Source organism: Variovorax sp. P4_B11 (genome assembly GCF_056402355.1).
The window spans coordinates 1-25,511 of sequence record NZ_JBFUHO010000092.1 but is presented as its reverse complement, the minus strand read 5'-3'; the positions used below and the strand labels follow the sequence as shown (position 1 = coordinate 25,511).

The 25,511-nt window shown below is 64.5% G+C and carries 24 protein-coding genes and 3 pseudogenes; 12 read left to right on the top strand and 15 right to left on the bottom strand.

Annotated features, from left to right (window positions below; translation table 11 throughout):
* A partial coding sequence (locus tag AC1DYD_RS38420; protein WP_478177978.1) for a transposase occupies positions 1 to 171 on the top strand: 171 nt, incomplete at its 5' end.
* Between the two features lie 244 nt (positions 172 to 415).
* A pseudogene (locus tag AC1DYD_RS38415) lies at positions 416 to 814 on the top strand (IS110 family transposase); the annotation flags it as partial.
* On the opposite strand, the gene AC1DYD_RS38410 reads toward AC1DYD_RS38415, so the two are convergent.
* Complete coding sequence (locus tag AC1DYD_RS38410) at positions 715 to 1,143, bottom strand: SDR family NAD(P)-dependent oxidoreductase (RefSeq protein WP_478177977.1); 429 nt, start codon at positions 1,141 to 1,143, stop codon at positions 715 to 717. The pseudogene AC1DYD_RS38415 and the gene AC1DYD_RS38410 sit on opposite strands and share 100 nt — an antisense overlap.
* Before the next feature lie 145 nt (positions 1,144 to 1,288).
* Here AC1DYD_RS38410 and AC1DYD_RS38405 point away from each other — a divergent pair, with 145 nt between their 5' ends.
* From AC1DYD_RS38405 to AC1DYD_RS38375, 7 genes are all read left to right on the top strand, one after another.
* Complete coding sequence (locus tag AC1DYD_RS38405; RefSeq protein ID WP_478177976.1) at positions 1,289 to 2,245, top strand: SDR family NAD(P)-dependent oxidoreductase; 957 nt, start codon at positions 1,289 to 1,291, stop codon at positions 2,243 to 2,245.
* Positions 2,246 to 2,300: 55 nt separating this feature from the next.
* Positions 2,301 to 3,623 (top strand): ABC transporter substrate-binding protein, encoded by a 1,323-nt coding sequence (locus AC1DYD_RS38400; protein ID WP_478177975.1) that lies wholly within the window; start codon positions 2,301 to 2,303, stop codon positions 3,621 to 3,623.
* Positions 3,624 to 3,707: 84 nt separating this feature from the next.
* Positions 3,708 to 4,376, top strand: a complete 669-nt coding sequence (locus tag AC1DYD_RS38395) for an ABC transporter ATP-binding protein (protein ID WP_478177974.1) — start codon at positions 3,708 to 3,710, stop codon at positions 4,374 to 4,376.
* On the top strand, positions 4,373 to 5,128 hold the full coding sequence (locus AC1DYD_RS38390; protein WP_478177973.1) for an ABC transporter ATP-binding protein: 756 nt from the start codon (positions 4,373 to 4,375) through the stop codon (positions 5,126 to 5,128). The genes AC1DYD_RS38395 and AC1DYD_RS38390 overlap by 4 nt, the downstream gene beginning before the upstream one ends.
* Positions 5,125 to 6,027, top strand: coding sequence for a branched-chain amino acid ABC transporter permease (locus AC1DYD_RS38385; protein ID WP_478177972.1), 903 nt, complete (start codon positions 5,125 to 5,127; stop codon positions 6,025 to 6,027). The genes AC1DYD_RS38390 and AC1DYD_RS38385 overlap by 4 nt, the downstream gene beginning before the upstream one ends.
* A 1-nt stretch (position 6,028) precedes the next feature.
* On the top strand, positions 6,029 to 7,087 hold the full coding sequence (locus tag AC1DYD_RS38380; protein WP_478177971.1) for a branched-chain amino acid ABC transporter permease: 1,059 nt from the start codon (positions 6,029 to 6,031) through the stop codon (positions 7,085 to 7,087).
* A gap of 16 nt (positions 7,088 to 7,103) precedes the next feature.
* Positions 7,104 to 8,429, top strand: coding sequence for an amidase (locus AC1DYD_RS38375; RefSeq protein ID WP_478177970.1), 1,326 nt, complete (start codon positions 7,104 to 7,106; stop codon positions 8,427 to 8,429).
* Here the strand turns inward: AC1DYD_RS38375 and AC1DYD_RS38370 are convergent.
* From AC1DYD_RS38370 to accB, 7 genes are all read right to left on the bottom strand, one after another.
* Complete coding sequence (locus AC1DYD_RS38370) at positions 8,383 to 9,174, bottom strand: SDR family oxidoreductase (protein WP_478177969.1); 792 nt, start codon at positions 9,172 to 9,174, stop codon at positions 8,383 to 8,385. The genes AC1DYD_RS38375 and AC1DYD_RS38370 overlap by 47 nt on opposite strands.
* A gap of 49 nt (positions 9,175 to 9,223) precedes the next feature.
* The gene (locus AC1DYD_RS38365) at positions 9,224 to 10,468 is read right to left on the bottom strand and encodes a Tm-1-like ATP-binding domain-containing protein (protein ID WP_478177968.1); all 1,245 of its coding nucleotides are present in this window, start codon (positions 10,466 to 10,468) and stop codon (positions 9,224 to 9,226) included.
* A gap of 91 nt (positions 10,469 to 10,559) precedes the next feature.
* Positions 10,560 to 12,569, bottom strand: coding sequence for an acetoacetate--CoA ligase (locus tag AC1DYD_RS38360; RefSeq protein WP_478177967.1), 2,010 nt, complete (start codon positions 12,567 to 12,569; stop codon positions 10,560 to 10,562).
* Positions 12,566 to 13,444 carry an HAD-IIA family hydrolase gene (locus AC1DYD_RS38355; RefSeq protein WP_478177966.1) on the bottom strand — a complete coding sequence of 293 codons (879 nt, stop codon included), beginning with the start codon at positions 13,442 to 13,444 and terminating at the stop codon, positions 12,566 to 12,568. Before AC1DYD_RS38355 ends, AC1DYD_RS38360 begins: the two co-directional genes overlap by 4 nt.
* Positions 13,441 to 14,940, bottom strand: coding sequence for a pyruvate carboxylase (locus tag AC1DYD_RS38350; RefSeq protein ID WP_478177965.1), 1,500 nt, complete (start codon positions 14,938 to 14,940; stop codon positions 13,441 to 13,443). The genes AC1DYD_RS38355 and AC1DYD_RS38350 overlap by 4 nt, the downstream gene beginning before the upstream one ends.
* A 16-nt stretch (positions 14,941 to 14,956) precedes the next feature.
* Positions 14,957 to 16,378 carry an acetyl-CoA carboxylase biotin carboxylase subunit gene (locus AC1DYD_RS38345; RefSeq protein ID WP_478177964.1) on the bottom strand — a complete coding sequence of 474 codons (1,422 nt, stop codon included), beginning with the start codon at positions 16,376 to 16,378 and terminating at the stop codon, positions 14,957 to 14,959.
* The gene (gene accB, locus AC1DYD_RS38340) at positions 16,375 to 17,004 is read right to left on the bottom strand and encodes an acetyl-CoA carboxylase biotin carboxyl carrier protein (RefSeq protein ID WP_478177963.1); all 630 of its coding nucleotides are present in this window, start codon (positions 17,002 to 17,004) and stop codon (positions 16,375 to 16,377) included. Before accB ends, AC1DYD_RS38345 begins: the two co-directional genes overlap by 4 nt.
* A 68-nt stretch (positions 17,005 to 17,072) precedes the next feature.
* On the opposite strand from accB, the gene AC1DYD_RS38335 reads away from it, so the two are divergent.
* Together AC1DYD_RS38335 and AC1DYD_RS38330 are read left to right on the top strand one after the other, a co-directional pair.
* Positions 17,073 to 17,882 carry an IclR family transcriptional regulator domain-containing protein gene (locus AC1DYD_RS38335; RefSeq protein ID WP_478177962.1) on the top strand — a complete coding sequence of 270 codons (810 nt, stop codon included), beginning with the start codon at positions 17,073 to 17,075 and terminating at the stop codon, positions 17,880 to 17,882.
* 496 nt (positions 17,883 to 18,378) lie between these two features.
* Positions 18,379 to 18,993 carry a tyrosine-type recombinase/integrase gene (locus AC1DYD_RS38330; protein WP_478177961.1) on the top strand — a complete coding sequence of 205 codons (615 nt, stop codon included), beginning with the start codon at positions 18,379 to 18,381 and terminating at the stop codon, positions 18,991 to 18,993.
* A 237-nt stretch (positions 18,994 to 19,230) separates the two neighbouring features.
* On the opposite strand, the gene AC1DYD_RS38325 is transcribed toward AC1DYD_RS38330, so the two are convergent.
* From AC1DYD_RS38325 to AC1DYD_RS38305, 5 genes and pseudogenes are all read right to left on the bottom strand, one after another.
* Complete coding sequence (locus AC1DYD_RS38325; RefSeq protein WP_478177960.1) at positions 19,231 to 19,650, bottom strand: hypothetical protein; 420 nt, start codon at positions 19,648 to 19,650, stop codon at positions 19,231 to 19,233.
* A gap of 36 nt (positions 19,651 to 19,686) precedes the next feature.
* A pseudogene (locus tag AC1DYD_RS38320) lies at positions 19,687 to 20,964 on the bottom strand (NAD(P)/FAD-dependent oxidoreductase).
* 43 nt (positions 20,965 to 21,007) lie between these two features.
* Positions 21,008 to 21,883, bottom strand: coding sequence for a GNAT family N-acetyltransferase (locus AC1DYD_RS38315; RefSeq protein ID WP_478177959.1), 876 nt, complete (start codon positions 21,881 to 21,883; stop codon positions 21,008 to 21,010).
* The gene (locus AC1DYD_RS38310; protein WP_478177958.1) at positions 21,880 to 22,278 is read right to left on the bottom strand and encodes a RidA family protein; all 399 of its coding nucleotides are present in this window, start codon (positions 22,276 to 22,278) and stop codon (positions 21,880 to 21,882) included. The genes AC1DYD_RS38315 and AC1DYD_RS38310 overlap by 4 nt, the downstream gene beginning before the upstream one ends.
* Positions 22,275 to 23,441, bottom strand: a complete 1,167-nt coding sequence (locus tag AC1DYD_RS38305) for a DSD1 family PLP-dependent enzyme (RefSeq protein ID WP_478177957.1) — start codon at positions 23,439 to 23,441, stop codon at positions 22,275 to 22,277. The genes AC1DYD_RS38310 and AC1DYD_RS38305 overlap by 4 nt, the downstream gene beginning before the upstream one ends.
* A 159-nt stretch (positions 23,442 to 23,600) precedes the next feature.
* On the opposite strand from AC1DYD_RS38305, the gene AC1DYD_RS38300 reads away from it, so the two are divergent.
* Positions 23,601 to 24,518 carry a LysR family transcriptional regulator gene (locus AC1DYD_RS38300; protein ID WP_478177956.1) on the top strand — a complete coding sequence of 306 codons (918 nt, stop codon included), beginning with the start codon at positions 23,601 to 23,603 and terminating at the stop codon, positions 24,516 to 24,518.
* Between the two features lie 401 nt (positions 24,519 to 24,919).
* Here the strand turns inward: AC1DYD_RS38300 and AC1DYD_RS38295 are convergent.
* Both AC1DYD_RS38295 and AC1DYD_RS38290 read right to left on the bottom strand, forming a co-directional pair.
* A pseudogene (locus AC1DYD_RS38295) lies at positions 24,920 to 25,060 on the bottom strand (IS6 family transposase); the annotation flags it as partial.
* A gap of 232 nt (positions 25,061 to 25,292) precedes the next feature.
* A partial coding sequence (locus AC1DYD_RS38290; protein ID WP_478177955.1) for a DNA-3-methyladenine glycosylase occupies positions 25,293 to 25,511 on the bottom strand: 219 nt, incomplete at its 5' end.

Here is a 25,511-nt window from a genome sequence, read left to right as displayed (position 1 = left end):
GCCAGTATCCGAGCCAAGGTCGAACACCCGTTTCGTGTGATCAAGCAGCAGTTCGGCTTCACCAAGGTGCGCTACCGAGGGCTGGCGAAGAACACGGCGCAGATCGTCACGCTGTTCGCGCTGTCGAACCTGTGGATGGCGCGGCGGCGTTTGATCGGGATCGAGGGATGAGTGTGTCTGCAGGGCCGGAATCGAGCCCACAAGACCTGCTTGAAGGCTGCGCCGCGCGGCAAATCGACGCCACAACGGCTCGATTGAGACGTTCGGATTCATCGGCGTTGCCTTGTTCATTCAACCGTCCGCGCTGCGCGTGTTCTGCAGATGGTATGGGCGCCTCCCTCCTGGTACGGCTTCCGCCCGGCCCGGGTAGTGCCAGAGTGGTGACCTCGTCGTCATCATCGAACTGGAGACCATCATGGAACGTACCGTCATCGCCGTCGACATCGCCAAAAAGGTGTTTCAGCTGCACTGGGTCGATATGGAGACCGGGTGCATCGAGCGCTTGCAGCTCAAGCGTGCAAAGCTTCTCGAATGGTTTGCCGCCCGCACTGCATCGCTTGTCGTGATGGAAGCTTGTGGGGGCGCGCACGACTGGGCTCGTGCTCTGTTCGAGTTTGGCCACGAGGTACGACTGATCTCGCCCAGGAAGGTTCGCCCGTTCGTGCAGCGCAACAAGACCGATGCAGCGGACGCTCAGGCGATCTGGACGGCGAGTCAACAGCCCGGCATGCGCTTCGTGCCAGTCAAGACTGAGGCCCAGCAGATTGTGTTGTCGTTGCACCGGCTGCGCGCACAACTCATGAAGACCCGCATGGAAGCGCCGTCCGACAGCTTCGGAACCAACTGTGTCGTCAGGTACTTGAGTCCCACGAGGTTGACCTTCACGACCGCCTCGGCTGGCCGGGTCGGCGGCAGACCCGCAATGTTCGCCAAGCCATTCGCACCGGTCGGAAGCGCGGCCACCAACTCATCGATCGAAGACCTGTCCGAAAGGTCGGCCTTGATGAATCGCCCCACAGGTCGCCCCGGTTCGTTGATATCGACCGAAATGACATCCGCACCCTGGGACGCCAGGAGTACCGCGGAAGCAGCGCCGATTCCCGACGCGGCGCCGGTCACGATGATCGTCTTGCCTTGGAGCATGAAAGGGGCCCTTGCGAGCGTTTGATGTTTGTCATCTGACGCGCGCGCCACGGGGCCGTCATTAGGGCTTGCCCTCACGCGTCAGGCATTTTCACCTAGTGAAAACAACTTCGATGCAGCTTCAGTCACTCGGTCGACGGCACACATGATCCGCTTCGATTTGTACCTGATCGAGACATCACAAAGAGCGCGTGAAGCAGAACGCGGAAGCAGAGATTCGCCGCTCACCGTCAAGGAGACATCAATGAACAATTCGGCCAACATGATCGCCGCCGGTCCCCCCGGCGGCCCATCCAGGACTCCATCTAGCGGCGCTCATAGGCACGTGATGAAAATGTTCGACCTGACCGGCAAGGTCAGCGTCATCACGGGTGCCGGCAACGGCCTGGGCTATCAGATCGCGGAAGCGATGGCAGAGGCCGGCTCCGATGTCGTGTGTGCCGACATCGACATGGACCGGTGCGAGGCCATTGCAGCCCGGGTGCAGTCACTTGGACGCAAGGCGCTGAGCGTGAGATGCGATGTGACACGCGAAGCCGACGTGGCTGAATTGTTCAAGCTTGCGGACAATACCTTCGGACGGGTCGACATCGCCTTCGCCAATGCAGGCATTGCGGACGCTGCGCCTCAGCCTTTGCACGACTACCCCACCGACAACTGGAATGCGGTATTGGCCGTCAATCTCCAGGGGGTCTTCTACACGGACCGCGAGGCGCTGAAGATCATGGTGCGCCAAGGCAGCGGCAAGGTCATCAATGTCGCATCGATGTGGGGGCTGGCGGGGGCATCGAGCGTCGCGCCGATCCCGGCCTACAACGCGGCCAAGGGCGCCGTCGTGAACCTGACGCGCGAACTGGCGCTCGAGTACGCGACTCAGAACATCCAGATCAACGCGATCTGCCCGGGCTTCTTTCGGACCCGGTTGGCCGATGGCAAATACGACGACCCCGACTTCGTGGCGGCCGTGACCGCCTTCACGCCTATGCAGCGCGTGGCCGACGCAAGCGAGATCAAGGGCACGGCGTTGTACCTCGCGTCGGGTGCTTCCAGCTTCACCACCGGCATGATGCTCGTCACCGACGGCGGCTGCATGGCCAAGTAGGCCTGCAAGGCCTTCGATTCTTCTTTCACTCAAACAAAACCTAGGAGACAAAGCCATGAATGCAGACCTGAACCTCAGCAGCGGCAACGAGTCCATGCCCACCCGCCGCACAGTGCTTGGTGCCGGAGGCGCAGTCGGACTGGCATTGCTGAATCCCGTCTCGGTGTTCGCCCAGGGATCCGATGCCTCCAGCACGATTCGAATCGGCTTCATCAGCCCGCGTACCGGCGCCCTGGCCGGCTTCGGCGAAGCCGATGGTTTCATCCTCGGGCTCGCGCGTGCCACCCTCAAGGATGGGTTGACTGTCGGCGGCAAGAAGTACGCGGTCGAGATCCTCGATCGCGACACCCAGTCCGACCCTGCCCGGGCGAGCCAGCTGGCGAAGGCGCTGATCAACAGCGAGAAGGTCGATCTGATGCTCGCCATCTCGACACCGGAGACTGTCAACCCGGTTTCCGACGCCTGCGAAGCCGCCGGAGTGCCGTGCCTGTCGACGGTGATGCCCTGGGAGGCATGGTATTTCGGCCGCGGCGCCAAGCCTGGCGCCCCGTCGCCATTCAAGTGGACCTACCATTTCTCGTTCGGGGTCGACGAGTTCGCGAAATGCTACGCGTCTCAGTGGAGCCTGCTGCCGACCAACAAGAAGGTCGGCGCGCTGTACCCGAACGATGCGGACGGAAACGCCATCCGGGCCAACCTGGCGCCGGCGTTGCAGAAGGCCGGATTCACGATCGTCGATGCGGGCCCATATGAAGACGGCACCACCGACTATTCCGCGCAGATTGCGAAGTTCAAGGCGGAGAAGGTCGAGATCTTCAACACCTTCCCAATTCCACCCGACTTCGCGGCTTTCTGGCGGCAGGCTGCGCAGCAGGGTCTGACCAAGCAACTCAAGATCGCGCAGGTGGCCAAGTTCGGTCTCTTCCCCTCCAACGTCGAAGCCCTTGGCCCGCTCGGATACAACCTCTCGAGCGCCTGCTACTGGCACAAGACCTTCCCCTACAAGTCGGCGCTGACGGGCATCAGCGGCGTCGATCTGGCCAACAGCTATGAGAAATCCGCGAACAAGCAATGGACCCAGCAGCTCGGGGCGACCATGGCGCTCCTCGATGCGGGAGCCGAGGCCCTCAAGACCAGCGGCAATCCGAAGGACAAGGCATCCGTCGCCAAGGCCTTGAGCACGCTGGTCGTGACCACCATGATCGGCAAGGTCGATTTCACCAAGGGACCCGTGCCCAACGTTTCCAACACCTCGATCATTGGGACCCAGTGGGTCAAGGCGCCAGCGGGTTCGAAGTACAAGTTCGACTACGTGATCACGGAGAACGCGAGCGATCCAAACGTACCGGTTGGCGCCAAGCTCCTTCCGCTCGCCTGAATCGGAAGGACCCTGCCTCTCATGTCGGCTCAAGATTCGCTGCTGTCCGCGCGTGGAATTCGCAAGCACTACGGTGCGCTGGTCGTGCTCGACGGTGTGGATTTCGATGTCCGGCCAGGGGACGCCATCGGGATCGTCGGGCCCAACGGTGCCGGCAAGACGACGCTGCTCAGCGTTCTCTCCGGCTCCCAGGCTGCCACAGCGGGCAAGATCGAGTTCCGGGACGCGGACGTGTCCTCGCTGGACGCCGCCACGCGATGCCGCCTGGGCATTGCGCGCACGCACCAGGTTCCGCAACCGTTTTCAGGCATGACGGTGTTCGAGAACGTCTTCACCGCGGCGACGCACGGCGGCGGGTTCAAACGCACCGAGGCCTACGATCGCTGCATCGACGCGCTCGACCTGTGCGGCATGACCCAGGTCGCCAACCGCCGCGCAGAGACGCTCGGGCTGCTGGACCGCAAGCGCCTCGAACTCACACGTGCGCTGGCCACCAATCCTCGGGTCCTTCTTCTCGATGAGATCGGCGGGGGACTGACCGATGGCGAGGCCTCCGAACTGGTGCAGACGATCCGTGTGCTGCATGCCCGCAATATCGCCATCGTCTGGATCGAACACATCGTCCATGTCCTCTTGCAAGTGGCGCAGCGGCTGGTCTGTATGGATGCCGGCCGGGTCATTGCCGAGGGCGACCCGAAGGAGGTGCTGGCCAACGCGACTGTCGTCGATGCCTACATGGGAGGCGGCCAATGAGCTTGCTGAAGATCGAAAGCCTGGTCGCACGGCACGGCCTGCTGACTGCAGTGCAGGGCATCAGCCTCGACATCGAGCAGGGCGAGACACTCGCGCTGGTCGGCGCCAACGGCGCCGGCAAGACGACCCTGCTGCGCACGGTGGCCGGCGTTCATCCGGTGGCCGGTGGACGCATCGTCTTCGACGGCGAGGACGTCAGCAACATGCCTGCGTACCGGCGCGCCGCAGCCGGCCTGGCGCTGGTGCCAGAAGGTCGGCGCCTCTTTCCCGCGATGACCGTGGAGGAGAACCTGCTGGTCGCCCGGTCGGCCAAACGCGATGGCAGGTGGAATCTAGCGACGGTTCTCGAGGCCTTCCCGCAGCTCAAACCCAAGCTGAAGGCTGCCGCGGGGACGCTGTCCGGAGGCCAGCAGCAGGCGGTGGCCATCGGCCGCGCGCTGATGACCAATCCACGCGTGCTGCTGCTCGACGAAGTGTCGCTCGGCCTCTCGCCCGTGGCTGTGCAGGGGGTCTACGATTCGTTGCGCGCCCTCATGAGCATGGGCCGCGAACAGGGCACCACCGTCGTGCTGGTCGAGCAGGACCTGAAGCGAACCTTTCAGGTGGCCGACCGCATCGTCTGCCTGCTCGAGGGCAGGGTCGTCGCCAGCGGACGCACCGACGAAATGACACGCGAGCAAGTCATGGATTGCTACTTCGGCCACCGCGCGCCCGCGTCGCAGGCCACCACCGCTTCGACTGCCACCCCATGATCTGGCTCAATCAAATCACCCAGGGCCTGATGCTCGGCGGCTACTACGCCGTGCTCGCCTGTGGGCTCTCATTCATGTTCGGCGTGATGCGGATCATCAATCTGGCCCATGGCAGCCTGGCCGTGCTCTCCGCCTACATGCTGTACTTCCTGGCCGATCGCTTCGAGGTGCACCCGCTGCTCGGACTCTTGGCCGTGGTTCCGGTGATGGCGCTATTCGGCTGGGTGCTGCACCGGCTGGTTCTTGAGCGCAGCGCGCGTGCAGGCGCACTGGTGCCCCTGCTGAGCACCTTTGGACTCGCCAGCGTGCTCGACAACGCGATGTTCGAGGGCTTCGGCGCCGACACCCGTTCGCTGGCGCCGTACATCGATTCGCTGAGCTATGACAGCTGGACCTTGCCGGGTGGCATCATCGTCGGCCAGCTCGCCGTGCTGACACTGGCGGTGGCCATTGCGCTGCTCGGTGGCATGCACCTCATGCTGACGCATACTGCGCTCGGGCGCCGCATTCGCGCCGCCGCGCATGACCCCGATACCGCACAGTTGGTGGGGGTGGACGCCCGGTCGGTCTACGCCGCATCCAGCGTCATCGCGCTGGCGACCGTGGCCATCGCCGGGGGCTTTCTTGCGATGCGCGCGACCTTCGACCCCTACACGGGGCCGCAGCAGTTGATCTTCGCCTTCGAGGCGGTGATCATCGGCGGCGCCTCGCTGTGGGGAACGCTGGTCGGCGGCATCGTGCTTGGCGTTGCACAGAGCATCGGCGCGCAGGTGCATCCGCAGGGCTTCCTCATTGCAGGCCACGTGGTCTTCCTTGTCGTCCTCCTTACCCGTGTCTATGCCACGGACCGTTTTCGCAGTTTCATTCGATCGATGCGCCGCACCGCCAGAAAGGCATGAAATGACTTCGCCGCCTGAAAATTCCCGCGTCAAGCGCTGGACCACGGCTTCCATTCTCACGGTGTCGCTGGTGGTCGCGGCGCAACTGGTGCTGGCTCTCGGACCGCTATTCCTGTCGCCCAATCTCGTGGAGCGCCTCTCGACGCTGTTCATCTACGGCATCCTCGCGCTGATGTGGAACGCGCTCGCTGGCTATGCGGGCCTGTTGTCGGTCGGCCAGCAGGCCTTCTTCGGCCTTGGCGCCTACTTCACGGTACGGCTGGCTGACTGGGGCGTGAGCCCCTATCCCGCCCTGTTGCTGGCCGCGGCGATCGTCGCCGTCCTGTCGCTGCCGATTTCCTCCTTCATGCTGCGCCTGCGTGGCGGGGAGTTCGCGATCGGGATGTGGGTCTTGGCGGCACTGGCGCATCTGCTGGTGAATCTCGACAATCTGGTGCAGGGGGAGACCGGTACCTCGTTGATCGCATTGCAGGCTTATGACGCCGACGCGCGGCGCGCTTACACCTACTGGGCGGCGCTGGCCACGATGGCGGCGTTGGCCTGGTTGGTCTTCGTCATGCTGCGCGGCAAGATGGGGACCGCGGCGCAGGCGATCCGGGACAACGAGGAGGCTGCCGGCTCGGTGGGCATTCGCGTCCATCAATCGAAGCGCCTGATCTTCGTGCTGTCTGCTTTCGGCTGTGCCGCCGCGGGCGCGCTTTGGCTCGCCACCTCGATTACCTTCCAGCCCAAGACCTATTTCAGCGTCCAATGGACCGCGTACATGATCTTCATGGTGCTGGTCGGCGGAATCGGCACGTACGAAGGGCCGATCCTCGGTGCGGTACTGTTCTTCACGCTGGAGACATTGTTCGGCGCAACCGGTGTGATCTATCTGATCGGGCTGGGTGCGACAGCGCTCCTGTTCGCGCTCTTGCTGCCGCGAGGCATCTGGGGCGAGATCGAACGTCGGCTGGGCGTGCAGTTGCTTCCTGTGGGATATTGGTTGGAATTGCGGAGTCGCCTCCACGACCAGAAGGCCCCGCCCGTCGCAGCGCCGAATCCAGTCGCCAAGTCTTGACCCGCCGAGCGTAGTGATGCAGGACGCCTCGATCGACCCATCCCTCGCGCGCTTGAACGACGCCCTGCACGCCTTCGTGGGCTTCGGATCGCTCCACGGGCCCGCCTCCTCGGGCGTCCTTCAGGCGTGGAGCATCGCCATCAAGGACAACTTCGACATGGCCGGAGAGCTCGTTGGCGTCGGCGCGCCGATGTTCGCAGACAGGCGCGCCACCGGGTCGGCACCCGCTGTTCAGCGCCTTCTGGATGCCGGTGCGCGGATCGCCGGCCGAGCCCAGATGGTCGAACTGGCCTTCGGCGGGTGGGGCATCAACGCGACGCTCGGTACGCCGCGAAACCCCTGGGACCCGCAGACCGTACGTGTGGCGGGCGGATCGAGCAGCGGCTCGGCGGTGGCGGTGGCAGCGCGCATGGCGACGGCGGCGCTTGGAAGCGACACGGCAGGATCGATTCGCATGCCAGCGGCGTTGTGCGGCATCACCGGCCTGAAGACCACCCATGGTCTTATCCCGCTCGACGGCGTGTTCCCGCTCGCTCCGTCCTACGACAGTGTTGGTCCCATGGCTCTCAATGCCGAGCACTGCGCGCGTCTTTTCGAGGTACTGGCTCGGACGCGGCTGCAGCCGATGGGGGAGCCACGGGGCTGGCGAATCGGACGGCTCTCCAAAGAAGACTACCCCGTGGACGTGGAGCCTGACGTGCAGCAAGCGCTCGAGGATGCGGCCGCAGTGCTAGAGAGCCTGGGAGCAGAGTTGCACGAGCGCGCCACGCCCTTCGCACTGGCCGACCTTACGCGGGAAGCCGGGGTGCTGATCGCCTCCGAAGCCTGGGCGGTCCATCGCACGCGATTCGAAATGGATCCAAGCGCATTTGGCGAGGAGATCAGCCGCCGCCTCGACCAGGCGCGCAGCACCGATCCGGTCCAGGTCGCCGCCGCACACCATGCGCGCCGCGAAGCCACCGACAGCTTCGAGCAGTGGTTGCCGGCGGACGAGGTGCTGCTTCTGCCGACGGTGCATTGCGGCGCCCCTTCACTGGATTCGATCGATGAACGCAGCACACCGCTCGGCCAGTTCACGCGCTGGGTCAACCACGTCGGCGGCTGTGCGATCAGTCTTCCTGCCGGGTTTGATCGCCACGGCCTGCCTCTGGCCATCCAACTCGTCGGACGAGGCGGGACCGAACCTCGTCTCCTGGCGCTTGGCGCCGCTTTCCAGCGCGCGACGAAGTGGCATCTGCGTGTACCGTCGCTTGCGTGGGCCTCAGACCCTGTCGGCAGGGTCCGAGCGCTTCAGCTCAGTGCGCGGTCTGACCCCCGTCGACGACGAAGGTCTGACCCGTGATGAAGGACGCAACTGACGAACACAGATGCAGAACAGTTCCGGCTATTTCCTCCGGCTGCGCGGGCCGCCCGATCGGACTGTTCTGCATGAGTTTCGCGGCGAAATTCGGATCGTCGAGCCACCGGTTTGTCATTGGGGTCGCCACGAGCCCGGGCGCGACGGCGTTGACCCTGATGTTGCGTGTCGCATAGTCCAGCGCTGCTGCCTTGGTAAGCCCGACCACGCCGTGTTTGGCAGCGACGTAGGAGGCCATGCCTGGATCAGCAACGACACCGGCGACGGACGCAGTATTGACAATGGCGCCGCCGCCGGTCTTGAGCATCGCGGCAATTTCGTACTTGAGGCAGAGGAACACTCCACGTAGGTCGACTGCGATGGTGCGATCAAAATCCTCCACCGTCATGTCTGCGAAGTCCGCGGTCGGAGGCAGGAGACCGGCGTTGTTGAACGCGGCGTCCAGCCTGCCATAGGTCTGCACAGTTGTCTCGACCAAGGCGCGAACCGATTCCGGATCGCTGACATCAGTAAGAACGAATCGCGCCTCGCCGCCCCCCGCCACGATGGAGGCAGCGGTGTCGGCGGATCGCTTGTCAATGTCGCCGAGCATCAGTCGGGCGCCTGCGCTCGCGAAGGCGATCGCGGTGGCCCGGCCGATCCCGGTGCTCGCCCCGGTGACGAGGACAACCCTGCCCTCGAAGGCGCGCTGAGCGGCCAGGCTGGCCGGGTTCCTGGGATCCGTGGTCATTGGTCGAGTCCCTTTCGTGATGAACCGTTTGCTACACGCGCTTCCGTGCTCAGGCAGTTGCCGCGCTCTTGTCTTTGGTGTACGCCAGAACCTGCTCGACGATCGCATCTGCGAACTCCGCATCGTTGATGTGACAGTCGAACGCGCGGGGCACGATGCCTGCCGGCAGGGCCTTCTTCAGCGCTTCCAGGAACACCGGGCACAGGGACGGATCATGCAGATAGCCGTCCGGACTGTCGTGATTCGAGAAGCCTTTCAACGGCACGAAGAACGACACCGGGCCCCGCGTCTTCTCCGCATCCTTGATCAGGCCTCCCATGTGCTTGGCCAGCGCCTCAAGCTCGCCGGCTTCGGTGCGCACCGCGGTCAGTGCGTGATTGTGCATGTGGTACCGATGGCCGGGAAACATCGTCTTGGCCTGGTCGATGGGGCCGGCCACCATGAAATCCGCGTTGCCCGGGGCGAAGACTACCGGAACGCCCTTGCGGATGGCCCACTTCGCCCGGTCCGGTCCGGCGCTGCAGAGGCCGTTGTTGAGAAAGTCGTTGATCTCGACCAGCGAGGTGTCGACGACCGCAGCGACGTCGCGCTCGCCGACGATCTGATCCATGGCCATGCCACCAGTACCGAGGGTGTGGAACACCATGACCTCGTAGCCCTTGGCTTCCAGTTGCTTGCGCACGTTGACCGTGCATTTGTCGATCGTGCTCAGCGTCGTCATGGCGATCAGTGGCTTCGGTTCGACGCGTTTCGGCGAGTAGTCCTTCGCCATGGCTGCCGTGGCCAGGGCCGCGTTGCGGAAGACGTCGCGCGTGATGCTGTTCAGCCCCGCGATGTCGCACACCGGATTGAACATGTTGATGTCCTTGGCGCCGATGAAGGGCTTCGTGAAGCCCGAGGCCATCGTCGACACCATGACCTTGGGCAGACCGTACGGGAAGGCACCCATCACGACCGTGCCGAGCGCCGTGCCCATGGATCCGCCGACTCCGATGATGCCGCTCAGGCCATGCTCCTCGTGGAACTTGAGTGCGCACTTGACCGAGCCTTCGATCATCACGGCCTGGCACTTGCCTTCGTGCTTCAGGTCGCGCACCTCCTGGATCGTCTTGCCGGCCGCACCGGCCACAGCCTCGGGCGTGATCTCGGCACTCGAATCGGAAGACTCACGGATGCTCGCATCGAGATGGACCACGTCCACTCCTTGCGATTCCAGCACGTCACGAATGTATTTTGCCTCCACCGCCTTGGTGTCGAGCGTGATGATCATCAGTACCTTGGGCTTGCTGCTCATTTCATGTCTCCTTGTGTCGCGCGACACGGTCAAAATGCGGGGCCGTCGAGATGCGGCTTATCGCGGGTTTAAGAATTTGATGACGATTGAGTTACGTCGCTTCCGAGGTTTTCATCTCCCCGGCCATACGCACGAAGAACGCGATGCTTTTCGGGTTTGCCATCGCATCCGCGCTGGCCACCCTGTCGGGCGAAGCCCCCAGCAGGAGCTTGCGCACAGGAACTTCCATCTTCTTGCCGGTGAGCGTTCGCGGGATCTCGCTCACCTGGTAGATCTCGTTGGGCACATGCCTTGCGGAGGCCTTGGTGCGGATCTGCTGGGCGATGCGAGCCTTCAGGGCCTCGTCGAGGCTTTCGCCGGGTGCCAGCACCACGAACAACGGCATGAAGGACGGCCGCCCGAGATACTCCAGGTCGACCACCAGGCTGTCGCGGATCTCTGGCAATTCTTCGACCACCCGGTAGATCTCCGCCGTTCCCATGCGGATGCCATGCCGATTGATGGTCGAGTCGGAGCGGCCGTAGATGACGCAGGTCCCGCGATCCGTGAAGCGAATCCAGTCGCCGTGGCGCCAGAGGCCCGGGTACACCTCGAAGTAGCTCTCGCGGTAGCGCTTCTGTTCCGGGTCTCCCCAGAAGTAGATCGGCATCGAGGGCATGGGTTTCGTGATCACGAGTTCGCCCACCTCGTCGATCACCGCGTGTCCGTTGTCGTCGAACGCATAGGCAGCGACACCCAGCTCACGACACTGAATCTCGCCGGCGGTCACAGGGAGGATCGGCGCGCAAGCGACGAAGCCAGAAGCGATGTCGGTTCCGCCGCTGATCGAGGCCAGCCAGAGATCGGGCTTGATCGCGTCGTAGACCCAGCGGTATGCATCGGTGGGCAAAGGGGATCCGGTGGCGTTGATCGCGCGCAGGCTCTTCATGGGAGCCAGATCCCGCGGCCGCAAACCGTCCTTCATGCAGTTAGTGAGGTAAGCCGCACCGCAACCCAACAACGTGACACCATACTCATCGATGAAGCGCCAAAGGGAAGCGGTTTCCGGCCAGGCCGGGTTACCGTCGTAAAGCACGATGCTCGCCCCGGTCAGCAACGCACCGAGTTGCAGGTTCCAGACAATCCAGCCGGTGCCGCCCAGGAACAGAAGCCGATCGCCGGGGCGCAGGTCGTGCTGCAGCGCCATGGTCTTCAGGTGCGTCAGGACGATGCCGCCCTGGCTGTGCACGATGGCCTTGGGCAGGCCGGTCGTGCCTGACGAGTAGACGATCCAGAGAGGGTGATCGAAGGGCAGCCGCTCGAAGCGCAGTTCGGCATCGGCCGAGACCGCGTCTTGCCAACTCGATCGATCCCGCCATGCCGGCGGCTTGTGCGACGCGGCCCTGCAGATCGGCCCCGTCACATGAATGACGTGTCGAACGGTCGGCAGTTCCAGCAGCAACTCATCGACCAGCTCACGGCGGTCGTGAACCTTGCCGTTGTAGCTGTAGCTGTCCACGGCCAGCAGAACCTTGGGTTCGATCTGACGGAACCGATCCAGAACCACGGTAGCGCCCATGTCGGGCGCACAACTGGACCAGATCGCACCCAGGCTGGCGCAGGCCAGGAACGCAACCACGGTCTCGGCCCGATTCGGCATGTACGAGGCCACGCGATCGCCAGCGACGACGCCGAGGCCGCGCAAGCGGGCTGCCAGCGCTGCAGTGTCGCGCCGCAAGTCCGCCCACGAGACCTCGTGCGTGCCGGTGTCCTCGCTGCGCGCGATGAGGGCGGGGCGCTCGTCGCTGGCCTGGCGAAAGACATGCTCGGCATAGTTCAAGCGCGTGTTCGGGAACCATTGCGCGCCGGGCATGGCGGGCGAGCCCAGCACGGGCTCGCAGCTGCCATCGGCCTGTACATCGAAGTAGTCCCAGATCGACTGCCAGAATGTCTCGAGTTCATCGACCGACCAGCGCCACAACGCGTCATAGCTGTCGAATTTCAAAGCTCTATCGGCCGCCAGCCAACGCATGTAAGCGGCGAGGCGCGTCGGTTCGATTTGATCGGGCCGAGGTGCCCACAAGACCTCTGCGGGAGCACTGGTGGTGTCCGTGGCATTCATGTCAGCATCTCCAGCAGCCGGTCCACACCACTGATCGACAGGTGGGGACGGCTGCCCAAGGGCAGACGCTCAAAGTCCTCGGCGCTGCTCAATCCCGTGTGGACGCCGACCGACATCGCTCCACCGCGCAGGGCCATGGCGTTCTCCAGACTGATGTCATCGCCGACGATCGCCATCTGGGCGGGCTTGACGCCGCCCAGCCGCCCACTGGCACACACGAGGGCCTGTGCAGACGGCTTGCCGACGACCACTGCCTTCTTGCCCGTCACGCTGCCGACGGCCGCTGAGAGCGCCCCGGAGATGCCCAGCGTGCGGCCTTCTCGACTGGCCACGACAGCAGCCTTGGACACGGTATAGAAGGCCGCGCCGGCCCATACCGCGTGGCAGGCCGCATCGAGATCGCCGAGAGCGAACTCCGGATGCCACCCGATCAACACCGCCTCGGCATCGTCGGCCCGCTCGGGAGAGCGCACCACGTCGAAGCCTTTTTCGACCAGGGGCTTCCAGACACCTTCGCCGCCCAGCACCAGCAGCCGCTTGTAGCGACGGCGCTTGAAAAGGTCGATCGCCACGCTGACCGGCGTCAACGTGTGCTTCTCGTCCATGTCGATGCCGATCTCCGTCAGCGCCTGCGAGAGCTGTTGCGGCGTCTTGGTGCTCCCGTTCGTGAAGCCGACATAAGGAAGTCCGCGCTCGCGCAGCAACGCGAGCAATTCACGGGCGCCCGGAAGCGCCTGATAGCCGCTCAGGCGCTTGTCCGCCAGCGCCAAGGTTCCATCGATGTCGAACACGTAGCCACGCACGCCGGCCAATGTAGGAGCGGTCACGACGGTCTCCGCCTCTCGTGCCGCGTCCAGGTGAATCTTGTCGTTCATGCCGCACTTCCTGCCGGGGCGGCTGGCTTTCTGGCGCGCAGGTCCAGTAGGAAACCGTCCCGCTCGATGCGCGCATGGCTCACGTCGGGCCGCTTGGAAAGCTCGCTGACGAGCCGCTCCACCGGGCTGACCACCGCGCTGTAGTGCTGGCGACAGGGACCGGCCGCCACCATGGCGTCCACCTGCTCGGCCGGCATCGTCGCACGCAGCAGGAACTCCTCGTCCGAGAGCCCGGCGTCGAAGCGGCGGCGAAGCTCGGAGAGCTCCGGCATCGCGCTCTGGTTGGCCAGTTCTCGTGCACGGGGCAGTTGCTCGATGCGGTCACGCACGTTGGGGTCCATCGGTGCGGGCGGCGTGCCGAACCGGCCGATCACGTAGCGGATGACCTCGTCAGGCACGTTCGCATAGCGTTCAGGGGCCAAGACGTTCATCACGGCCTGGGTCCCGACCACTTGCGAGAACGGGGTCACCATGATCGGGTAGCCCAGTTCGCGCCGGACGCGCTCGACCTCCTCGTATACCTCCGGCAAGCGATGCTCCTGACGCATCTCTCGCAGTTGTCGACGCATGGTGCCGATCATTCCGCCGGGCAACTGGTGCTGGAAGTAACGCATGTCGTACTCCTGCGGCACGCCCGGCGGAAGGCCCTCGGCGGCGGCCAGCGTAGCGAAGTAGCTGCTGACGCGTGCGGCCGCCTCCATGTCCAAATCGACGGCAATGCCCTGACTGCGCAGATTGGCCACCACGTTCTCGATCGCCGGCTGGCTGCTGCCATTGCCCAGCGGCCGGGTCGCCGTGTGCAGCGTTTCCACGCCCAGGGCTGGCGCCTCCGCATAGGTGAAGGGCGCGAGGCCGATCGTGCAGTGCGAATGCAACTCCAGCGGTTTGCCGGCCAGGGCCTTGTGGAGTGCCGGCAGCAACGTCCGGGCGCGCTCCAGGGTCAGCAGGCCACCCGGGTCCTTGAGGTAGACGCGCGAGATCGATGGCACCGCAGCCAACTTTCGCGCGGCGTCGGCGAAATGTGCGTCGTCGTGGATCGGGCTGACCGTGTAGACGACAGCCCCCACGATCTCGCGCGCGCCGGCAGCGGCGATGGCGGTTGCGCTGTCGGCGACGGCTTGCATGTTGTTCATGGGATCCATCACCATGAAGCGCTCGATGCCATTGCGCACCAGCAACCGATACGACAGGTCCATCAATTCGGGGTGGGCCGTCTCCCACGAGATGAAGCGCATGCCGGTCGACAAGAAGCTCAGCGGCGTGCGCGGCATGCGCGCCTTCATGAGGCGGATGCGCTCCCAAGGGTTCTCCTTGTGGAAGCGCACCGTCACGGCCATGTGCGTGCTGGTAGTGAAGTCGATCGCGCGATACCCGACGCGGTCGAGATCGGGCGCGATCTCCAGCATCATGCCGGTACGAAGGCCAGTGGCGCCCCACAGGCTTTGGTTGCCGTCTCTCATCGTCGTATCGATGAAGTCGAGTCGAGTTGAGGTCATCAGGGTGTCCTTTGAGTTAGGCCTGTGCCGCCGGTTGGCCGAAGACGGCAGCGCCGGAGCCCGCCAGGAAGCGACCGAGAAATCCGGTGTCGAAGCCGCCTTCGATGAACTCGGGCGTGGCGAGGACAGCACGGTGCAAGGCGATGTTGTTCAAGACGCCATCGATGCGAACGTCTGACAGGGCGCTTTCGAGGAGCCTCCGGGCCTGGTCGCGGTCCGCACCGGTGGCGATGACCTTGGCGATCATCGAGTCGTAGTACGGAGAAATCATCGCGCCCGACTCCATGTGGGTGTCCACGCGCAGTTTCGGCCAGGTTGGAAAGTGGACCGCCGTGATTCGGCCCGGCGCGGGCCGAAAGTCATGCGTGGGATCCTCGGCATTGATACGGCATTCGATGGCGTGGCCTGTCAGGCTCACGTCGGCCTGTTTCATACGCAACCGATGGCCCTGTGCCACGACAAGCTGCTCGGCCACCAGGTCCAGGCCGCTGATTTGCTCGGTCACCGGATGCTCGACCTGGATGCGCGCGTTCATCTCCAGGAAGTAGAAGCGTTGGCGCGCCGCGTCGACCAGGAATTCGATCGTCCCCAGGCTGCGGTAGTTGATGTGCTTGGAGAAGCGCACGGCTGCCGCGTGCAGGTCGCGGCGCATGGCCTCGGTCAGGTTCGGCGCGGGCGCCTCCTCGACCAGCTTCTGGTAGCGGCGCTGGACAGAGCAATCGCGGTCGCCGATGTGGATCACGCTCTCGCCGTCCCCCAGAATCTGTACCTCGACGTGGCGTCCCTGGGTGACGAAGCACTCCACGTACACGCGTCCATCGCCGAAGGCGGCAAGGGCCTCGGAACTCGCGAGATCAAACAGCGCAGTCAACTCTTCCGGCGTGTTCGCACGCTTCAAACCACGGCCGCCACCCCCGCCCACGGCCTTGATGAGCACGGGATAGCCAATCTGCTCGGCCATCGTGAGCGCGGCAGGCAAGGTATCGACCTGCCCACCAGGGGCAATCGGCACCTCTGCTTGTTCGGCGCAGCGGCGTGCCTCGAGCTTGTTGCCCACCCGCTCGATCTGCTCAGCGGTGGGCCCAATGAAGATCAGACCGTTCTCTTCGCAGGCTGCGGCGAACTCGGCACGCTCGGAGAGAAATCCATAGCCCGGATGAACGGCCTGTGCGCCGACTCCGCGCGCGGCCTCGATCAGCGTGCCGATACGCAAGTAGCTGTCAGTCGCGCGCGCCGGTCCGATGCACACCGCGCGATCGGCCAGCCGAGCCCCCACGCTCTCGCGATCGGCGGCCGAGACCGCCAGCACCGACTCGATGCCCAGGCGCTTGAGCGTGCGGATGATGCGCACCGCAATCTCGCCGCGATTCGCCACCAAAACCCGGCGGATCGGTCCGTCGATCGCCAGTTCGTCTGCCGTTCTCATGACCGCGCTCACTCTGGACGTACTCGCATCAGCACCTGGTCGAACTCGACCAGATCACCATCGCGCGCCAACACTTCGACCACAACGCCGACCAAGCCGGCGGAGATCGAGTTCATCAGCTTCATGACCTCGATGATCCCCACGGCGGTGTTCGAATCGACCCGTCCACCCACGGTGACGAAAGGTTCAGCGCCAGGCTTTGGAGCGCCATAAAAGGTGCCGAGCATCGGCGCACGGATTTCCAGGAGCGAAGGGTCGCTGCTTGGGGTGGGGGCTGGCTGCACAGGTGCTGCGGGCGCGGCTGCGGGCAAAACGCGAGGCAGGGCCACGGGTGCGGCGCTCGACGCCGAAGGGGTGCAATTCGACCCGGCACCATTGCGGCGAAGTGACAGCTTGATGCCCTCAGCTTCAAGTTGCAGCTCGTCGAACTGCGAGCAGTCCAGCAGCTGCAAGAGGCGCTGAACATCTTCGTGGGAAAAACTCATGAGCATGACTCCTTGAAGGCGCGGCATCGCCGCACAGGTAAGAAGGAGCCATGGCTCGCGGCGGCCGAGGACGGCCTTCGCACGCTTGTCTCCTGTCTTCTTGTTTTCCCGGCTCTTGATGCTCCGGGGCATGGCGAAAGTATTGGCGCCCATGGCGTTCGCCGGGTAGCATCACGCATCAGCTTTTCTCCTAGTGAAACTTACCGCGTTAGAGACTTCGCATGCGTGACTACAAGGTCAAGACAATCAGGGCGCTGGATCGCGGCCTCGAAGTCCTGGCGCACCTGCATCAGGCGCGGGCGGCCAGCCTGCACGATCTCTTCCTCGCCACGGGCTTGCCGAAGGCCACGCTGACTCGCGTGATCTTGACGCTCGAGCGTCGCGGAATGGTCTGGCAACGCCTGGCCGACGGGGCATACATGGCCAGTCACACCCTGCAGCCGCGCGCGCCGCAACTCAGCGACGAGAACTACCTGGTGGAGGTCGCATCGCCGGTAATGGAGCGCCTGTGCAAGAAGGTCAATTGGCCGTCGGTACTGGCGGTCCCGCGGCTTGATTGCATGGAGGTCATCGAAACCAATCGCCCGAAGTCCTACTTCTCGAATGTGCCGGTAGGTCCGATCGGTTTCCGAATCAACATGCTGCGTTCAGCAACGGGACGGGCGTACATCGCGTTCTGCAGCGAGAGCGAGCGCAAGGCCATGATTCAGCGCCTGGCAGCCAGCAACGAGCCGGGCAACTTTATGGCGCGTAAGCCTGCCATGGTGGAGCGATTGCTGGAAGAGACGCGGCGTCTGGGGTACGGGCACAGGACACCGGATTTTGGCGGCCACTTTGAACAGAGTCGCCGGGAGTGGAACGATGGGAGGGATTCGATCGCGGTGCCGATTTGGGTCAATGACGAAGTGATCGCTGCGATCAACCTGACGTGGATGCACAAGGTTGCCACGGTTCAAGAGATGGTCAAGGCGCATTTGCCGCTCCTGACAGCTGCGGCAAGGGACATCTCGATGCGGCTGCTCGCGGAGTGAACAGGCGGACAGAGGGGCAAGGTCACCCTGCCGACGACAACCGAAGCGAAGGTTATCGCCTTGTTGATGGGCAAGGGCGACCGCGTCCCCACAAGGCTCGGCGCTTCACGACGCACAAGGCGCCCGTCTACCAAGGACAGCCACTGAACCAACGTCTGCTTGCCGCCGAAGCAGACGTCTGAGGTTGCGGCGCGACTGCAGAGGCCGGGACTGCCCGTTCACCAAAACTCGCCGACAGCAGCGTTGGCCAACCGGGCGATCACGCCGAACGGTAGCTGCCAGGCTCGGCCGCGAACTCACGCTCGCGGCCAGGACCGTGAGGTCGTAGCGAGGCCGGGAAGCTGACGTCCGGCATGAGAGCCTGGGACCAAGCACGACCCCGTCCACAGCGGTTCACCCTTGCTCCAGCTGCCGCCGTGACCCACGGCAAGTGCCTTGGTCTCTGAAAGGCGAAAAGGCGCATCTTTGATGACCCCCAACTTGATGGGAGTCCATCATGGAATCCAATGTCAAAGCTGCGTGCCGCGAGCCATGGAACAAGGGCAAGGTCATTGGGCAGAAGGCCCCGTTCAAGTTCAAGGACATCTGGGTGCTTCGAGCGCGGCTCCATATGGAAGACCGGGTGCGCGAGCTTGCTCTCTTCAATCTGGGCATCGACAGCAAGTTGCGCGGGTGCGACCTCGTCCGCCTCAAGGTTCGGGACATCTGTCGCGGCGATCAGGTGGCAGGTCGAGCCGTGGTGATGCAACACAAGGCCGAGCGCCCTGTGCAGTTCGAGATCACGCAGGTAACGCGGGAAGCCGTGCAGAATTGGATCAAGAAAGCGGGATTGCGATCTGAGGATTTCCTCTTTCCAAGCCGCATCCATCGCTCACCACATCTGGGGACGCGGCAGTATGCTCGAATTCTTGACGGCTGGGTCGGGGAACTTGGACTTGATCCGGCAGACTACGGCACCCACTCGATGCGGCGAACCAAGGCGACGTTGATCGATCGACGCACAGGAAACCTTCGTGCCGTGCAGTTGCTGCTTGGGCACTCCAAGACCGTGTGGTACCTCGGCATCGACGTGGACGACGCATTGGCGATCTCCGAGCAAACTGAGATCTGATCGGCGCGCCGACGGCGAAGCGATCAGAGGGGTGATCGTACTTATCTTGCAAATCGGTGCGCTTTGGGTCGAAAACTCGTTATGCGACAGGGACTTACGAACTTGAAACTCATTCCGCACCGAAAGTACGATCACCCCGGACCGCGATCGCTTCTTGTAGGCCGCTATCCGAGTTCGAGGCTGGAGCTGCATCGATGGACCGTGCCCGCGGCGAACGGCGCTGCGGCGGCGCCGGAATCAGGGGAGGCCGACGTCTGTAGCAACGGTTGGCACCTTCAGTTCTACGCAATCAGATCCGCAGGCCCCCTGTTCGACCGGGTCGGGTCGGCGCGCGGGTCGATGCAGCACCGCTCGGCTCGGCGTGATCCGCAGCATTTCGCCATCCGGGGCTGCTTGCCCGTCGACGATCAGGGAGTAATCGGACTCTTCCCGCGGCGGCCAGATGAGCCCGACGGCGGGCTGCTGGATCAGGTTGTTGCGTGTGCGGCGGCCGATGCCGTCAATCACCAATACGCTACCTTCGAGCATCGGCACCACTGCGACCGCATGCGGGGCGCCATGCGCGCTGGCCGTCAGCAGGTAGGCAAAGCGGTACCGCGTCATGACCTCCGCCAGGTTTTGCAATTCGACTGGAATGCTCATGTTTGTCTCGTTCATGGTTGTCTCCTCGATCGATGAGTGGCGAGATCGGCTTCAGGCGAGCTTGTCCTTGAGCCGGTAATAGGCCCCTACCAGCGGCAGGAACCACGGTGGTCCGACATGCCCCGGGATCGCGGGCCAGTCGAAGTCTTTTCAGGGATTGAGTTCGGCGCGTCCGTCCATGACTTCCGCCATGATCGTCCCCATCAGTGTCGACATCTGGGTGCCGTGGCCGCTGTAGCCCATCGAGTAGTAGATGCCATTGCGCTCGCCGGCGCGTGGCAGGCGGTCACGCGTCATGTCGACCATGCCGCCCCAGCAATAGTCGATGCGCGCGTGGCGAAGGTCGGGAAAGACGTCGTGCAATGCCGCCTGCAGTATCGCGCCACTCTTCTCGTCGGAGGTCGGGTTGGAGACGGCGAAGCGGGCGCGTCCACCGAAGAGCAGTCGGTTGTCGGGCGTCGTTCGGAAGTAGTTGACCAGGTTCTTCGTATCGACCGCCATCCGGCGCCGCGGCAATAGCCGGTCGAGCGTCTCTGTCGGCAGGGGCTCGGTGACGATCAAGAACGCGCCGACCGGCACGATGCGACGTCGAATCCAGCCCAGCGGCCCCGTCTGCGAGGTTCCGCTCGCCAGCAGAACCTGCTTGGCGTTGAGCCGACCCTTCGGCGTTTCGATCTGGTGGCCTCCGCCGGGGGCGGGTCGCAGGCCCGTCATCGGCGCCTGCTCGTGGATCTCCACACCACGCCGCGCTGCCGCTTCCGCCAAGCCGCGGACGAAGCGCCCGACATGCATGCCGGCGCCTTTGCGGTAGATCAGCCCGCCGTGGAAGCGGTCCGACCCCACCTCGCCGGCAATGTCGGCGCGACTGACCATCTCTGTGTCGGGGTCGACGTTGGCCGCCAGCAGTTCCTGACTGCGCGCCAGCTTGTCGTAGTGCTCGGGCTTGGCCGCGAGCTTGATCTTGCCAACGCGCGCGAAGCTGCAGTCGATCTTCTCTTCCGCCACCAGGCGCTCGACCGTGTCGACTCCGGCGTCGAAGGCCCGATAGAGCCGGTCGGCGACTTCCTTGCCGAGTTTGGCCGACATCGTGCCGTAGTCCTGGGCAAAGCCGTTGTTGCACATGCCGCCGTTGCGACCGGAGGCGGCGTGCCCGATGGTCTCGGCTTCAAGGAGCACGACGCGTGCACCCTTCTTGGCAAGCGCCAGCGCAGCCGAACAGCCGGTCAGGCCGCCGCCGATCACCGCCACGTCGCAGCTGCCCTGCACCGGTCCTGCAGTGGCACTCCGGAAGGGTTCCGAGGTGTCCAGCCAATACGAGGTCAGCTTCATAGTGGCGTTTCCGGTATCTTCGAGCGCAGCATTGCGATGTCTCCTAGTTGAACGACTGGTTGGCCAGCGCGAACATGCGTGCTGGCCCCGCCGGCGGGATGTGCAGCCCCTTGACCATGGTGGTGGCGTCACCAACCTGGCGCAGGCCGATGCTTTCGAGCCAGTCCCCGAGCTGCGAGGTGGCAGCGGTGTCGACGCGGACGAAAACCTGGCCGAGACGTGCGAGCGCGGCTTCGATCAAGGCGCGCGCATCGTCCGCACTTTCGGCGACCACGGGACCGATGACGTGCCCGCGGCCAAATAGGCGTGAAATGGCATAGCCGCGCGGCTCGCCGTCACGCACGAGCACTTGGCCGTCACCGGCCTGGATGAGCCGATCCAGCATCTGCCGCCTGGCCCAGCCCGTGGCCTGCCGGTCCAGACGTGCGACCGCCTCGACATCCGATGGCGCCATCGCCCTGACCAGGCTGGCCGGTGGCGCCTGGTGGCGCTCGTCGGGAACGCCTTGATGCTGTTGGACGACGCCGATGCGGACGAAGCCGCGCCTTTCATAAAGCGCCAGACCTTCGGCCGTCGAGTTCAGCGTGATGGTCCGCGGGTGCGCCGCTGCCAGCAGCGCATCCATCAGCCGGGCACCGTGGCCACGGCCTTGGGCAGCCCCGGCGACGATGATCATCCCGGCCGAAGCATGGTCCTCGCCGTAGGCCCACCAGGCCGCAGTGGAGATCACTGTACCGGCGCCGTTGCGGAGCACGAAGCCCTGGCCGAGCTCGAGTGCGAAGGCCCAGTCCTCGAGCCGATACGGCCAGGACATCTCCTGCGAAAGCTGGAGGGCGCCTTCCAGGTGTTCCGTGTCAAATGGGACCAGCACCACATCGTCGTGGTCGTAGTGGCCGGGGTGGGTCGCCATGGCGGTCATGGTTCGCGCACCGCGATGGCGTCGATCTCGACCAGGCACCCGTAGTGCAATTCTGGCACCGGAACCACGCTGCGCGCGGGGCACGCACCCGGCAGCATGGACGCATAGACCGCGTTGAAGCGGGTCCAGTTGGCGATGCCGACGATGTAGGCCGTCACCTTGACGATCTGTTGCGGCGAGCTGCCCGCGGCGCGCACGATCTCCAGCATGTTCTGGATCGCCTGCCTGGCCTGCGCCTCGAATCCATCGTCGTCCAGCGGACGTCCATCCGGGCGGATCGGCAACTGGCCGGAGACGAAGACGTGGGCGCCCGAGACAATGGCCTGCGTGTAGTGACCTGCCGGCATCGGTGCCCGATCCGTCAGGATGCCGGTCACGAGCCGCTCGCCGCTCATCGCCAGCCTCCGAAACGCGACCACTCGGCTTCGACCCGGTCGGAAGCGCCGCGAACGACGTGATAAGCCCGATGCTGGGCGCCTGTGGCGCAGGCGTGGTTCGGCAGGATCCGCACACGATCACCGATCGCGAGATCGGGCAGCTTGCCCCCTGATCCAGGACGCACCGTGATGATCCCGTGCTCCTGGTTGGCGTCGGCAACGATCAGGTCGGGATAGGGCACGCCGGCGGCGTCGCACACCAGCCCATAGCCTTGGTCGACCGCCTGCCTGCGGGTGCCGCGGTCCTGCGACAGCGCCATCCAGCCGGCGTCGACCAGGATCCATCCCTTGTCGCGCTGGTGGCCGATCACCGTCGCCAGCACCGACAGCGCGATGTCGTCGACCAGGCAGACACCGATCCCGGCCATCACGAGATCGAAGAACACGAACACGCCGGCCCGGACTTCGGTGACGCCGGTGAGGTCGGCGGCGTTGTGTGCGGTCGGTGTCGAGCCGACGCTGACCACCGGGCAGGGCAGCCCCGCTTGGCGCAGGATGGTGGCGGCATCGACCACGCTGCGGCGCTCGACCTCGGCACATTGACGCAAGGCTTCGAGCCCACGGGCCGAGTAACTGGCGCCGGCGTGCGTGATCACGCCACGCAGTTTCGCTCCGTCTTCGAGGGCGTGGCCGATGTCCAGCAGCAGCTGCCGGTCGGTCGGCAGCACCCCGGAGCGATGGCCGTCGCAGTCGATCTCGATGAGCGCCGGAATGCGCGCTCCTGCTTGGCGCGAGGCCTGCGCAACGGCTTGCGCCTGCTCCACGGTGTCCAGCACCACGGTCACGTCGGCGCCCCCGGCGCGCAGCGCCAGCACCTGTGGCAGTTTCGATGGTGCAATCCCGACGGCGTAGATGATGTCCCGCACGCCGGCCGCCGCGAACTGCTCGGCTTCAAGAAGCGTCGAAACGGTTGCCGGACCCGACGGCGACGTCATGACCCGCCGCGCGACGTCCACCGACTTGGACGTCTTGAGGTGGGGACGCAACGTGACGCCCAGGCCGTCCAGCCTAGCTTTCAGGCGTGCGATGTTCCGCTCCATCCGCTCAGCGTCGAGGACGAGGCAAGGCGTCGCCAGTTCCCCCAGCGTCGTTGCGATCTGTTCGGCTTGCGTCTGCTTCATGGCTATGGCTTGGCCCAATGTCGTGCTCCGAGTTGTGTTTGTCCGATGCGGCCTGCTGGATGCGGACCGGCACCTATCAAGTGAGATGGCCGGATGTTGCGCCTGATCGATTGAACCTACAATTTATCGAACCTGCATAGCGAGTTAAGGTCCCACTAAATGATCAGCTCTGAGGATCTGCGCTTCTTCAACGTGCTGGCCCAGTCCGCGTCGCTCGCTGAAGCTGCCCGGAAGATGGATGTCACGCCCCCGGCCGTCACCCAGCGCCTGCAAGCGCTGGAAGCACGGATTGGCATCCGGCTGATCGACCGTTCCGGCCGCAGGATGGTCCTCACCGATGAAGGCGATCTGGTCGCATCGCACGGGACGATCGTGGCCGAGGCGATGGAGGCGCTGTCCGAGGCATTGGCCAATCGGAAGAAGGCAGTGAGCGGGCATCTACGCATAGCCGCCCCGCATGGCTTCGGCCGGCTGCATGTCGCACCCGTGGTCGATGCGTTTGCTAAAGCGCATCCCGGCGTGACGGTCACCCTGGACCTTGCCGACCATCCCGGCGCGCACCTGGTCGAAAGCAGCGACGTCATCGTCCACATCGGACCGCCTGGTGCCCAAAACCAGATCGTCACGACGCTGGCACCGAACCGACGCATCCTCTGCGCCAGCCCGGACTATCTCGCCAGTGCTTCTCCGATTCAGTCACCTTCGGACTTGCTGCGGCATCGATGCCTGGTGGTGAGAGAGAACGACGAGGACGTCACGCTGTGGCGCTTCGTGCACGCTTCGCGCGAGCCGGAGACCGTCCGGATCCGTCCCACCATGTGCAGCAATGACGGCGCGGTGGTGCGCGAGTGGGCGGTGGCAGGGCAGGGTGTCGCCATCCGGTCGGAGTGGAACGTCGCTGCCGATCTGGCAGCCGGTCGGCTCAAGCGGGTGCTTTCAGGCTGGGAGTTTCCTGCGGCCGACGTCGTCGCCATGCTGGGCACCCGCTTCGGGCGCAGTGCGCGTGCAACGGCCTTTCTGGCCATGCTGCGCCAGTCTCTTGCGCCGCCGCCTTGGAGGCGAAGGACCGTGCAATGACGCCGGGTCTCAGGCCGCCATCCATACCTTCCGCTCGGTTTTTAGAGTGCTCCAGGTGACGGCGTCGCCCACGATGAAGCGGTCGCTGGCCTCGTAACTACGCAAGCCTTCTCCATCTGATGGCCCACAGCGACTTGCTTGGCGTGCTCCCTCACCCAGCCCTGCTGGACGGTGCGCCGAAGGGCCAGGTCGTGCCCCTGCGTCTGCGCGAGGCCCTTCCGCGCTACGAGATGCATCTGTTCACGCCGATAAGGTCGCGCCGAGACTTGGGGCCTGTCTTCGCCAGGTTGAAGCAACAGGCGGCGTTGATCTCCATGACGCCAGCACCTTGGCAGGATTCAGCTGAACGACAGATTTAGGCCGCTCCAACAGTTCAGAGAACGAAGGAGTGAAGTTGGACTCATCTCTTCCAGGTTGCGCAGGCTCAAAGGGTAGGCCGCGTACCAGCGAACGCACACCAGCATGATCTCCAGCGGGAAATGCAGCCGCTTGATCACCCCTCGCAGGGTTGAGTTCGCAAGTTGGACGTGCAGCGGTACCATGGGCTCGATTGCGGCCGACCGGCTTATCGACTGGCTTATCGCGACAGAACCACCAAGAGAGGCACATCCTTGATGCTGCAGCTACCGCTCCTGGTCGAGCTGCGTCTCTCCCGTGGTCTCTGGGCCATCCTGACCTCCTTGCTCATTAGGTCACGCTCGCCGTCCGGGAACTGCTTCTTGCGTTCCTCGATCGTCATCTTCCAGAGGGTGCGATACGGCCGGGCCGCGACACTCAAGAGGTCGTCGACCGTCGGAACGGCTTGCTCAGGTAGCGTGAGCCTTTCTCACCGAAGCGCCAGGGCAGCTCGATCGCCTTCGAGATGCCGATCCGCGGCCCGACCTCGACCTTCAGCGGCGGGTGCTCGTCGGGTCGCGCGAGCAGCGCGAAGGGCGGCGCGTCCAGCGCCATGCCGTTGAGGCTGCCGTCGACACCGAGCGCCTGGCCGACCCG